Annotated in this window: 17 protein-coding genes and 2 tRNA genes; all 19 read right to left on the reverse strand. The window is 56.8% G+C overall.

Annotated features, from left to right (window positions below):
- Window positions 1-2 precede the first annotated feature (2 nt).
- Window positions 3-611 (reverse strand): 30S ribosomal protein S2, encoded by a 609-nt coding sequence (gene rpsB / locus QMC91_RS08160; RefSeq protein WP_300237544.1) that lies wholly within the window; start codon window positions 609-611, stop codon window positions 3-5.
- A gap of 1 nt (window position 612) precedes the next feature.
- A complete protein-coding gene (locus tag QMC91_RS08165) occupies window positions 613-1,800 on the reverse strand; it encodes a phosphopyruvate hydratase (RefSeq protein ID WP_300237546.1) in 1,188 nt (395 codons plus the stop codon).
- 4 nt (window positions 1,801-1,804) lie between these two features.
- On the reverse strand, window positions 1,805-1,975 hold the full coding sequence (locus QMC91_RS08170) for a DNA-directed RNA polymerase subunit K (RefSeq protein ID WP_300237548.1): 171 nt from the start codon (window positions 1,973-1,975) through the stop codon (window positions 1,805-1,807).
- A 30-nt stretch (window positions 1,976-2,005) separates the two neighbouring features.
- Window positions 2,006-2,079: transfer RNA gene (locus tag QMC91_RS08175), tRNA-Pro, on the reverse strand.
- Entirely contained in the window at window positions 2,080-2,268 is a 189-nt protein-coding gene (locus QMC91_RS08180) for a DNA-directed RNA polymerase subunit N (protein ID WP_300237550.1), read from the reverse strand.
- A 34-nt stretch (window positions 2,269-2,302) separates the two neighbouring features.
- Window positions 2,303-2,704, reverse strand: coding sequence for a 30S ribosomal protein S9 (locus tag QMC91_RS08185; RefSeq protein ID WP_300237552.1), 402 nt, complete (start codon window positions 2,702-2,704; stop codon window positions 2,303-2,305).
- A gap of 14 nt (window positions 2,705-2,718) precedes the next feature.
- Entirely contained in the window at window positions 2,719-3,141 is a 423-nt protein-coding gene (locus QMC91_RS08190; RefSeq protein ID WP_300237554.1) for a 50S ribosomal protein L13, read from the reverse strand.
- Window positions 3,142-3,149: 8 nt separating this feature from the next.
- A complete protein-coding gene (locus QMC91_RS08195; RefSeq protein WP_300237556.1) occupies window positions 3,150-3,518 on the reverse strand; it encodes a 50S ribosomal protein L18e in 369 nt (122 codons plus the stop codon).
- A complete protein-coding gene (locus QMC91_RS08200) occupies window positions 3,515-4,345 on the reverse strand; it encodes a DNA-directed RNA polymerase subunit D (protein ID WP_300237558.1) in 831 nt (276 codons plus the stop codon). The genes QMC91_RS08195 and QMC91_RS08200 overlap by 4 nt, the downstream gene beginning before the upstream one ends.
- Window positions 4,345-4,734: a 30S ribosomal protein S11 gene (locus QMC91_RS08205; protein ID WP_300237560.1), complete on the reverse strand. Its 390-nt coding sequence runs from the start codon at window positions 4,732-4,734 to the stop codon at window positions 4,345-4,347. The genes QMC91_RS08200 and QMC91_RS08205 overlap by 1 nt, the downstream gene beginning before the upstream one ends.
- Window positions 4,735-4,738: 4 nt before the next feature.
- Window positions 4,739-5,287, reverse strand: a complete 549-nt coding sequence (locus QMC91_RS08210; RefSeq protein ID WP_300237562.1) for a 30S ribosomal protein S4 — start codon at window positions 5,285-5,287, stop codon at window positions 4,739-4,741.
- An 11-nt stretch (window positions 5,288-5,298) separates the two neighbouring features.
- Window positions 5,299-5,748: a 30S ribosomal protein S13 gene (locus QMC91_RS08215; protein WP_300237564.1), complete on the reverse strand. Its 450-nt coding sequence runs from the start codon at window positions 5,746-5,748 to the stop codon at window positions 5,299-5,301.
- Window positions 5,749-5,785: 37 nt separating this feature from the next.
- A tRNA-Ser gene (locus tag QMC91_RS08220) sits at window positions 5,786-5,870 on the reverse strand.
- A gap of 256 nt (window positions 5,871-6,126) precedes the next feature.
- Complete coding sequence (locus tag QMC91_RS08225) at window positions 6,127-7,092, reverse strand: deoxyhypusine synthase (protein WP_300237567.1); 966 nt, start codon at window positions 7,090-7,092, stop codon at window positions 6,127-6,129.
- Between the two features lie 371 nt (window positions 7,093-7,463).
- Entirely contained in the window at window positions 7,464-8,246 is a 783-nt protein-coding gene (locus tag QMC91_RS08230; RefSeq protein WP_300237569.1) for a CBS domain-containing protein, read from the reverse strand.
- Window positions 8,243-9,082, reverse strand: coding sequence for a CBS domain-containing protein (locus tag QMC91_RS08235; protein WP_300237571.1), 840 nt, complete (start codon window positions 9,080-9,082; stop codon window positions 8,243-8,245). The genes QMC91_RS08230 and QMC91_RS08235 overlap by 4 nt, the downstream gene beginning before the upstream one ends.
- 8 nt (window positions 9,083-9,090) lie before the next feature.
- A complete protein-coding gene (locus QMC91_RS08240; RefSeq protein ID WP_300237573.1) occupies window positions 9,091-10,038 on the reverse strand; it encodes a CBS domain-containing protein in 948 nt (315 codons plus the stop codon).
- 39 nt (window positions 10,039-10,077) lie between these two features.
- On the reverse strand, window positions 10,078-10,836 hold the full coding sequence (locus QMC91_RS08245) for a CBS domain-containing protein (RefSeq protein WP_300237575.1): 759 nt from the start codon (window positions 10,834-10,836) through the stop codon (window positions 10,078-10,080).
- Window positions 10,833-11,396 (reverse strand): CBS domain-containing protein, encoded by a 564-nt coding sequence (locus tag QMC91_RS08250; protein ID WP_300237577.1) that lies wholly within the window; start codon window positions 11,394-11,396, stop codon window positions 10,833-10,835. The genes QMC91_RS08245 and QMC91_RS08250 overlap by 4 nt, the downstream gene beginning before the upstream one ends.
- Between the last annotated feature and the right edge of the window lie 178 nt (window positions 11,397-11,574).

An 11,574-nucleotide genomic window follows, 5' to 3' on the forward strand; every position in this document is an offset into this window, starting at 1 on the left:
TCTTATAACTCTGTCTCAAAGTCCTCGGGAGTGAGCGATGTGGTCACGCCGCGCAGGTGAAGCATCTCCTTTGTCAGGAGGTAGTATACCAGCGATAAAGCCTTTCTACCCTTGTTGTTCGTCGGGATGGCCAGATCGACGTACTTTGTCATGTTGTTGGTATCGCAGAGCGCGACAACGGGGATTCCTATCTGGACGGCTTCATTAACTGCCTGGGCATCGCTGATCGGGTCGGTCACCACAACCACGTCGGGCTCGATGTACTTGTTCAGGCGCTGGTTGGTCAGCATCCCCGGGATAAACCGGCCGACGACCGCCATACCGCCGATGGCGTCGGCAAACAGTTTTGCGGGGTACTGCCCGTACTGCCTGGAGGTGACGACCAGGATCTTTGATGGGTCATACCGCGAAAGAAACTTCGCAGCAGTCTTGATCCGATCATCGGTTGCCTGGATGTCCAGGATGTAGAGTCCATCCCCGCGGACACGGTAGATGAACTTCATCATGTCTTTGCTCTTCTGCTGGGTGCCGATGTGCACGCCTGCCGCCAGATACTCTTCGACGGGCACCAGTGGTTCTTTAAGTTCGATCTCAAGTTCGTTTCCGGTCACGTTAGATCAGCTCCTCTATTCGAATCAGTTCATTCAGTTTGGCTATCCGTTCTCCGCCGACCACACCGGCTTTGAGGAATATACAGCCGAACGCTGTTCCCAGGTGCGCAATGGTCGCGTCGGTTGTCTCCCCGGAACGGTGGCTCATGACGGTCTCCATGCCGTTCTCATCAGCGAGGCGTATCGCCTCAAATGTCTCGGTGAGCGTTCCGATCTGGTTTGGTTTGATCAAAACGCAGTTTGCCGCGCCCGTCTCGGTTCCCTGTAAGATCCGCTCGACGTTGGTCACGAAGAGGTCGTCACCGCAGATCAGGCACCGGTCGCCGACCTGATCGGTCAGGTCCGCAAAGGCCTCGAAGTCCTCCTCAAAGAACGGGTCCTCGACGTAGACGAGGTTGTAGCGGTCGACGAGATCCGCCACGTATGCGATCTGGGCATCACGGTTCCGCACAGCATCCCTGTAGCGGTAGTACTCACCGTCCCAGAGTTCGCTTGCTGCCATGTCGATCCCGATACGGATCTCTACGTTCATCTCATCCGAGACGGTTCCGATCGCCTCTTCCAGGATCTCAAACGCCTCCGAATCGGTTATCGCCGGTGCCCAGGCCCCTTCATCCCCTTTCCCGGAGAGTTTACCCTGCGCCTCCAGGATCTTCTTCACGTTCTTATGAACGGCGGCATTCAGGAAGACCGCCTCCGTCGCCCCGGAAGCGCCTGTGGCGACCACCAGGAACTCCTGGATGGACGTCGCGTTCGCCGCATGAGCACCTCCGCCGATGATGTTGCCTAACGGTAGCGGCGTCTCGGAAGCAAAGGCACCCCCGAGGTAGCGGAAGAGTTCCTGGTCGAGTGACGATGCCGCGGCCTTTGCGCACGCAAGTGAGAGCGCTACGGCGACGTTTGCGCCAATCGAGCTGAAATCTGGCGTACCATCGATCTCCCGGAGCAGTGCATCAAACGTGATCTGGTCACATGCATCCTCACCTATGAGCGATGGAATCAGGGTTTCACGCGCGTTCTCGATTGCTTCGCGCGGTGGCCGCACCTTTGCCTCGTAGGTTCCGGTGCTGGCACCACCTGGTGCTGCAGCCCTCCCGAAACCGCAGGATGTGTATATATCAGCCTCAACAGTCTCGTTACCGCGGCTGTCCAGGATAGTCCTCAGGGTAATCTCTTCGATGGTCGTCATCAGATCACAACTTTCTCTTCACTGTTATAGGGATCACGTCCCGCTCAAACTCTTCAAGTGCGATCTCAAGCGGTTCGGTCTTTCTGGTCTTTACCAGAACGGGTGCACCCATTGAGATCTGAAGAGCACGAGCCCCAATAATTCGAGCCCGTTCATACCGGGTATACGATTCCATCGTGCCGCCTCAAAATCATTAATCACAAAATGGGGTCGCTGAGATTTGAACTCAGGTCACAGCATCCCGAACGCCGTAGGATGGCCAGGCTACCCCACGACCCCTCATTGATACGGGTTCAGGTCCTCCACCACTTCTTTGTGCGTCAGCAGCATCCGCCTGCAACAGTAACGTTCCAGGCCGAGATCGTCGAGGATCTCTTTTGGATCCTCGCCCGCATCTCTCCGCTCTTTAAACTCTTTCCAGGCTGTGGAGATGACCTTACCGCATGTAAAACATCGTACGGGTATCATACTTGTTGCCCAGTATTCCTTATATCTCTTTTCCTCAGCGATAAGACTTCTGGAATTTCGCCCGTGCGCCACGGCCCTGCGGTTTCTTGGTTTCTTTCTGCCGCGAGTCGTTCACGAGGAGTGTCCGGTCATACGAGAGGAACGCATCCTTTATCTGCGGGTCGTTATGCCACTCCAGAATACCGCGCGCGAGCGCTGTCCGAATGGCTTCGGCCTGCCCCATTCTGCCACCGCCGGAGACCTCGATTGCGACATCGACACCGTCGAGTGCGTTTGGAACCAGCAGGAGTGGTTCAGCGATCTTCATCCTGATCACCTCGGTCCCGTAGATCTCCAGGGGCACAGAGTTGATCCGGACACGGCCGTTGCCGAGCTTCAGGGTTGCCCTGGCGATTGCCTTCTTCCTCTTACCGCTTGAATTGACGATCTTTACCATCCAATCACCATGTTTTAGTATTTCGCTCCGAGTGTGGTGCTTATTGTCCCGATCGTTACGTATCTCGGGATGCTCAGCCGGTCGATATGCGCCGACTCAAGCGTCTCCATATCCATGCCGGCAAACTCCGCCGGAACCCCGACGTAGACCCTGACCCGCTTGAGTGCGGCTGCGCCACGCTCACGCTTGTAGGGGAGCATCCCGCGGATGGTGCGCTTGACGATCTGGTCTGGCCTGCGCGGGAAGAACGGCCCACCCTCGCGGGATCCACGTTCGCGTTTCATTTTGTAGTTTGCGAGCACGTGGGCCTTGCTCCCCGAGACGATTGCCTTCTCTGCGTTCACGATGGCGATCTCCTCGCCGGCAAGCGCACGCTGTGCGACGATGCTGGCCATCCGTCCGAGCAGTAATCCATCTGCGTCGATAACCTGAACCATATTCTGCTTCACCTGAGGATCCGTACCCTGCTCCCTTTCGGGTTGTCCCGAACGAGGTCTTCAATGGTCATGCACGTACCCCTGGCGCTGGTGATCTTGCTCACCGCTGTCTCGGAGAAGTCAAGTGCGGCGATCTTCACCGGCAGGTTGAGCGCACCGCTGCCGAGCACTTTGCCGGGCACGAGGATTATCTCATCTTCGTTTGCGTAGCGGTTGATCTTGCTGAGGTTTACCTCAGCGTAGTTCTTCCGGGGTGCATCCAGCCTCTTTGCAATCTCGCGCCAGATGTTCGCCTCATTTGCACGCGACGCCTCTTTCAGCATCGCTATGAGAGCGGTCAGCCGGGGGTTTGATTTGTTTGCGGTTGTCTTGGTCATTCTGTCCCCTCTCCCCTTATCTCGTTCATCACGTCTACCAGGTCATCTGATTGTTTCTGGATATATTGTAGCGCTCTCTCGATGATCTCACGGACCGGCATCGAACCGTCGCTTTCCACCACAAAGACGAACCTCTCCGGGTCGGTGCTGATATGGATGGCAGGTTCGTCACCGATCCCGCCTGCAAGGCACGCCCGCTCACAGAGCCTGCAGAGCGAACATGACTCCAGCCGCCCGTTGACGACCCGGATGCGTCCCTCTGATGCTTCAAGCACGTTGCGGGGACACTCGTTGAGGCACATGCCGCAACCGTCGCACCGTTCGTCGACCGTTATTACCGGATAGTTCTTGTAGCCGCAGGCGGTCGTTGCCTGCCACTTGGCGTGTTCCTTTCCGGTCCCGAGGATGGCCCGGGCTTCGAGCACGACCTTCTGGCCCTCTGCAAGTTCGATGATCGGGATCTTTTCTTCGACCGGTGCGGTATCCGGGTCCTGCGGGATCAGGTCGCTTGAGTATACGGTCTTTGGTCCCTCGGCAGAGAGCGTGTATGCGGCTGTGCAGAACTGACAGCCTGTACCTTCGCAGGTGCACTCGCTGCGCAGCCTGTATTGGTCAGGGTCTGTCCGCAGGGGGATGAGCCCGAGGCGGTGTGCCAGCATCTCGTCGAAGAGGACACTTGTGTTGTCGTATACGCGGACATCCTCGATTGCAAGCGTCGGCACTTCGCTCATCATCGCCCGCCGGAGCATGTTGGCAAACGACGTGGAAACGCCGCTCAGAGTAAACTTTGCGACTCTCTCGTCCAGTCGAGAAAACGCTATCTCCATTACACTCTCCTTCCTCTCCGGCCGCCTTTGCTGCGGATGCTGTCGTGCGGCACGGGTGTGACGTCCTCGATGCGGCCGATCTTCATCCCTGCACGAGCGAGAGCACGGATCGCTGCCTGGGCGCCGGGCCCGGGACTACGCTGTTTGCCGCGGCCGGGTGCTCGAACACGGACGTGAAGACCGGTGATCCCCTTTTCGCGAGCGCTCTGGGCGACCTGCGTTGCCATCTGCATGGCGGCGTAGGGCGAGCTCTCGTTTCGGTCCTGTTTCACGACCATGCCACCGCTGCTCTTTGTGACCGTCTCTGCCCCTGAGAGGTCGGTGATGGTTATTATGGTGTTGTTGAAGGAGGCGTAGATGTGTGCGATGCCCCATTTCTCTTCTGCCATGGTTTTACCTCACTCCTGCACGGGTTATGCGCCCTCTCTCGGGGTGGACTTCGTTTGTGAGCGGGGAGACGTCGTAGTAGCCAATCTCCGGTTCTTCTTCCCTGGTGACCCGGTAGCCGGGTACCGTCACACGCTGACCGCCGATCGCGATGTGGCCGTGGGTGATGAACTGTCTGGCCTGTTTGGGGGTGCGTGCAAGCCCTTTGCGAAGTACAATTGTCTGGAGTCTGCGATCCAGCTGCTGCTCGACCTTCAGTGCGAGAACATCGCTCACATCGGCGTTCTCTCCGACGAGACCGTAGCGGTAGAGGTGGTTGATGAGTTGGTCTTTCTTCGTCTGGTAGATCTCGGGGGTTATACCCGCCGACCTGAGTGCCACCAGTTCACGGGCGGCGGCACGGTATTCCCGCAGAATGCTCTGGGCTTTCCAGAGTTCACGTTTGTTACGCAGTCCATAATCGATGATAAGCCTCTTCTCGTCATCGAGCCTGGTCTTTTCGAACCTGCGCTTGGGTTTCGCGTATTGTTTATGGTTTTTTCCTGGGTATGCCATTCAATCACCGCTCAGTCCTTCTTTCTTCTGACGCCGACAGTCATGCCGGTTCTTCCGGTGGACTTGGTGCGCTGGCCGCGGACCTTCTGCCCGGTTTCGTGCCTGACACCGCGGTAACACCGCATCTTTCGCATGCGGTTGATATCGTCTTCGATTGCCATGGTGAGATCTGCACCCAGTTGGTGGCGAGTCTTTCCGGTATAGACATCCCGCGGGCGGTTGGCCATCCATTCAGGCACATGCTCGCTGTAGGTCTCGACCGCCTCTGCAATTCGCCCGATAGTTTCGTCATCGAGTTTGCCGAGAATGGCGTGCGGGTCCACACCGGCAAGCGCGGTGATGGTGCGGGATGTGTGGTGACCGATTCCCTTGATCCCTGTCAGTGCGATCTGCACCGTTTTCGTGCCGTCGAGATCAGTGTTTCTGATCCGGACAAAGTACTTTATCTCTTCATCGTCCATGTGATCGCCTCGTCATCGACATCATCGTCGGTGAAAGCGCTGAGGGAGGGATTTGAACCCTCGAGTCCCAGAGGGACACAGGTTTAGCAAACCTGCGCCATACCAGGCTTGGCTACCTCAACATAGAATTTCGCATCTTTCGACACTCGCAACACAGCACGGTGTTGCTCCAGACACAGCATTCTATGGCTTATGCCTAGTAATGTTTGTGGAGTTGATTAATAACTATTGTGGTGGGGGGCCACCACGGTCAAACCGATGATTTCTCTCTCCGATTACGGGGGTTCGGATTGCGATCGGTGTTTCGCTCCTGCACCTATCCGGTGGTTGAGTCTGGTTGGTCGCCGACCGGACGCGGTGCTCCGGCGGGTGCGCGGGTTACGGTGCGCGGCGGGCGCGTTTGACCCCGCTCCCGATCAGGCCCGAAGCAACGATTGGGAGCGCTATCGTTGCGTCACAGAAGCACTGGACGCGGAGCGATTCCGGCGCTTCTTTGCCCCAGCTGATCGCCTCTTCGAATGTGCAACCGGAGAGCCCGCCCCAGTGGGGTGCGTCGGTGGTGTACTGGATGGCGTAGGCGTGGCCGCCGAGGTTCTGCTCGTGTATTGAGGCGATGACCTGGGTCTGCTGGATGAAGTTCTTCGGGACGCCTCCGCCGATATAGATTACACCGGTCTTTCTTGCGCCCTCGACCACGCGGGTGATCTCATCTGTATCGGCGAGTTGATCGATATCTATCTCGACCCCGCGTCGACGCGCCATCACAAGTCCGATCCCGATGGATGAGTCGCAGAGGGCCGGGATGAATATCGGGACGTTGCACTCTGCGCAGGTGGCGACGAGTGATTGCCCTTCGGGCCGGTTCTCGCGGAGCCAGTCCCCGAGGTGACGGGTGAACTCACGTGATGAGCCCCGGAACGGTGCGATCGCGCCGGCGAACCTGGCGATCTCGGCGTCAACGTTCCGGAACTCCTCTTCGTAGGCGAAGACGTCGTATATGCGATCGATCCCTTCCTCAAATAGTGCCGTGTCGTCAGCGTGATGGTGGCCAAGGTAGTGATGGACGCCCAGATGCTCGCAGGTGTCGTGAAAGATGTTTGCTCCCGTTGAGACGATGACATCGACGTAGCGGTGCCTGACGAGGTCGATGAGCACGTTCTGCATGCCTGCAGGGATCATTGCGCCGGAGAGTCCCATGAATACGGTGCAGTCGGGATCGGTGATCATCCTGGTCCAGATACCGAGTGACTCACCGAGTTTTCTCCCCTGGAAGCCGGTCCTGCTCATGGACTCGAGGAGGGCCGTTATATTGCTATTCGGTTTGACTGGCTGCGTTGGTTTCATGGAAGTATCCTGATACGGTTTCTGGTTGCAGCGTATTAATGGTTGGTGCTCCGGGGCCTGATTGGTCTGGATCGCGGCATGGAGTCGGGTGGTGTCCTGCAAGCAATATGCCGTTCCTGGTGAGATCCTTACGGTGACATGCCGGGACGGGGAGGGGGACAATTCTGTGGTGTCACGGTGGAACCGCCCAGGATCCCGCTCCCGCCCCGGGTCACGGCCATCCCTGGCAATCGCCACTCACTGCCCGCCCCACCCCTGTGATGGGGGCGTCGACTTCCTGCCCAAAATAGAGTGTCTCGTGATACGGTGAGAGAGGGAGAGGGGCTACTTCAACGTAAAAAACAGGTAGAGAGAAGTTGGAACCTGGCCCCTCACAGGGCCTGCACAAGAGAGTTTCGGGTGACGATACCAACGATCTTGCCGTTCTGCTTCACAGGCACAGAGCTGATATTCTTCTTGAGCATCAGGTCGATGACATCGGAGACGTCCGCGTCCGCGCCCACTGTGATCAGCGGCGTGCTCATGATGTCCCGCACCAGCAGGTTCCTGATCCGGTAGTCCTGGTGCGTCCCCTCCACAAGGTCCTTTAGAGCATGTAGCGCTCTTGCGACATCGGTCTCTGTAACAATCCCGATAACGGCGTCCCCCTCCTCGACGATGAACCGGTAGATCCCCTCATCAAGCATCCTCCGGCGGAGGTGAACTGCACGTTCGTCTCCCTGGATGGTGTATACCGGCTCCATGACATCGGTGATTCCACCCGCCGGCCGGAGCACCTTCAGAAGGTCGCCAGCGGTCACCTGCCCGATGAGGCGGTGATCGGAGTCAAAAACGACGACGACCTTGTAGTGCTGGAGCAGCGGTACCAGAACATCGATGCTCTGGTCGGGATAGACTGATGTGAAGTTCTCCTCGACAGTGTTTGCGACATGGATGGATGTGGCCTTCAGCGACTGAGTCTTCCTGCTCCCGAGCGTCTCGGCGATCGCCGCGCGGGAAGTCGTACCGATGACCGTGCCATTGTTGGTCACGATGAGCGGGTCGACACCCTCATCGAGCATCTTATCGAGCGCCTCGCTGATAAAGGCGGACTTTGCGATGGTAACTGGTTTGGCCATCACATCTTTGACGAGTAACTGAAATTTATCGCTCATTTTGCCACTTCCTTTATGATATCATCTCTCTTGAGCATACCCCGGATCTCGCCATCCTCCACGACAACAAGGCTGTTAATCTGGTTTTCCAGCATCAGCCCGACTGCATCCTGCAGAGACGCGTCGGGAGGAATGGTGATGACCGGTCTGCTCATCACGTCTTCTGCAACTGCTGATACCTCAACGACGTACCTGTAACGTTTCTGCCCTGCCGGCTCGCTTTTTCGCAGGAGCGTAACCTCTTTTCTCGGTATATCCATCCGCTCGTTCAGGTAGTCGTAAAATGCGAGATTGGTCTCTGTAATTATGCCGGCAAGGCTTCCATCGTCGTTGACAACAATAATCTTATCGTCTTTTGATCTCATCGTATCGATGATATGGTCAAGCGAGTGGTAGCGGTTGACCGTGACGGCTTCGCTCATCACATCGCCAACGGTGGCTTTTAGACCGCGCAGATATGCCGATCGCATGAGATCCCGTTTGGTGACGATCCCGGCTATCGTGCCGTTTTCAACGACAGGAAGCCCGGAGATGTTCTTATCCAGCATTATGGCTGCAATATCGCGCGTGCTGGTTGCAGGGCTCACAGTGATCGGGTCGGGCACCATCAGAACTTCGACCGGAACCCTGTCGATCGGCCGCCGCCGCCATACCGGTTCCGCCTGCCTGAGTCGATAGGCGACATCCTTCTTGGTGATGATACCCCTGAGTTCCTCCTCCTCCATCACTGGCAGCCTGGATACGCGGTGTTTTAGCATAAGGTTGCGCGCATAGGCCACGTTATCGGTAGTTTTAACGACGTATACCGGGGATGACATCAAATCAACAGCACGCATGCCTTTCATCACTCCATGGAAAATGCTTTTACCAGATCGTATTCGGTCACGAGTCCCACAAGATGCGAGTCCTCGATCACAGGGAGCGCTCCCACCTGCCGGCGGAGCATCTCGAGAGCGACGTCATGTATGTTTTTATCCGGTGTTGTGGTGTAGAGTTCGCCGGAGAGGAGCGAACGCACCGGTGCGCTCATCACCTCGGCAGCGTCCCCTGTTGTCAGGTGCTCAAAGGCTTTACCCTCCCCCAGGTAGCGCATGATGTCTGTGGCGGTGACGATCCCGCAGAGGACATCATCTGTGACGACCGGGAGTCGCCGGAACCTGCACTTCACCATCTTCTTGGAGACCTCGCTGATGGGGGTCTCGGGCGTGGTTACACGAACCGAGGAGGTCATTATATCCTCAACCCTGTATCGCGAGGGCCCGGTTGCGAGCATCATCATCACGTCACGCTCGGTCACGATACCCTTCAACTCTCCGTTATTGTCGGTGATGGGTATTCCGCCTATTCTACGGTTGACGATAATATCGACCGCATCGGCGATACTCCCGGTAACCGGCATGGTTACCGGGTGTTCGGTCATGATCTCGTGAAGTTCCTCGTTGATGGCGGCAAGGAAATTTCCCCCGTGTTTAACCTGGACCAGGTTATACTTGTCTCCGCCGCCCATGAGATCTATGATATCGCTGCCGGTCACTATCCCGCGCAGGCGGTGCGTCCCGGCATCGACGATCGGCAGCCTCCGGAACCCTTCCCTGGTCATGATCTCCACCGCCTGGATGATCGTTGTGGTCTGATGCGCAACAACAACGTCCCTGGTGGCAATTGCCATGATCTCGCCTTCGTGTTCGGCGATCCTGGTCTTAAAGTCGATCGGGCCGCGGTCGTGTTTACCTGGCATCTTGAGGAGTCTATCAGCCGGTCTCTTCTCCGAATTATTGCGATTAGGTTGCATAATATCCCTCCTTTCTGGGGTAAGTTCCTGAAATATTTTTTATCTGGACTGCGTGTAGCCCAGGATGTCGTGACGGTCTATAACACCGACAAGTCTCTTCTTCTCGTCAACGACTGGCAGCATGCTGACGTCGTGCTCGACCATCAACCGGCCCGCCGTTGCCAGAGAATCGTCTGCTGTCACGGTGATAACGGGCGTTGTCATAACCCGCTCCACTGTGGTGTCTGCCCGGTTTTTCAGTGATGTGCGCACATTTCCGGCGCGCAGTAGATCTTTACGGGATATGATACCTATGACCCTGCCGCCATCCACCACCGGGAACGAGTTAAAGCCGCTCGTGATGATCAGGGAGTATATGCGGTTTACAGGGTCATCTGGAGAGCATGTGACCGGGTGGTGCGACATTGCGTCACGTACCTTGCTGTGGTTGACACGATGGGAGAGGAGAACTGGAAAGATCTCTGAGAATAGCACCCCTCCAAGGTAGGTTGAATCTTCGTCAACTACAGCCGCGCTGTTTGTGCGGGCGTTCAGTATGGCGGTACTGACATCTGGAAGGGGCGTGTCCGGGGTGACCTTTGCAGCCTCCCGGACAAACCCCTCGACAGTGATGTTTGACTTGGTGTCGACAACCCGCAGGACATCGGAGATGTCGAGGTAGCCCAGCAGGTGGTCCTTTACGTCCACTATGTAGACTTCGCGAAATACGTCGTCACGGAGTATGCTGCGTGCTTTCGTGACATACTCATCGTAGCGCAGCGCGGGTATCTCAACCATCAGGTCTGCGGCCACCATCATAGTAACTGTTCCTCCTCGCGGCAGGCGGGACAGAGCATGAGGTTGTCGACACGCGACAGTTCGTCTGACATGTTACCACATCGGTCGCAGAGGCCCATAGCATACTCCTCTTCGCGATTAATTTCTATGAGATCGGCCAGCAGTTCGTTTACTTCTGTCGCGACGGTGAGTATGTCCCTCACGGTCACAATCCCGATGACCATCTGGTCTTCGACCACAGGGAGCCTGCGTACGCGGTGCTTTACCATCATTGCCGCGGCGTCCTCGACCAGTTTGTCGGCACCGATCGTGATCAGCGGGGTGCTCATGACCTCGCTTACGCGGATCTCACCTGGCTTCAGGTTCTTTGCAACAACCTTGCAGTTGATATCCTCCTCCGTGACTATTCCGGTGGGGAGGCTGTTTTGCAATACAATGCAACTACCGACCCCGGCACGGCACATGGTCTGTGCCGCCCGGGCAACGGTCTCTCCCACATCGATTGTCGCTGGATGAGTCTGCATGACCTCCTTTAGAGGTATGCGTGTCTCGAAGCGGATGGCATTGCTATTGTTCATCATGGGATTCTCCTGTTCTGGCCGCTATAAGAACTAATGCTCCTGATGCAAGTCTATCTACGATTCAACAGTATAAAAGAATTCTCTTAATCTGTGTGGGTGTTGAATAAGAGTGAACTACCCTGCGCTCTCGGGCGGGGCTTCCTGCTTCATGGACAACACTTGCATCACAGAGATGTGA

It is taken from the genome of Methanoculleus sp., from assembly GCF_030019085.1.
Taxonomy (GTDB): domain Archaea; phylum Halobacteriota; class Methanomicrobia; order Methanomicrobiales; family Methanoculleaceae; genus Methanoculleus.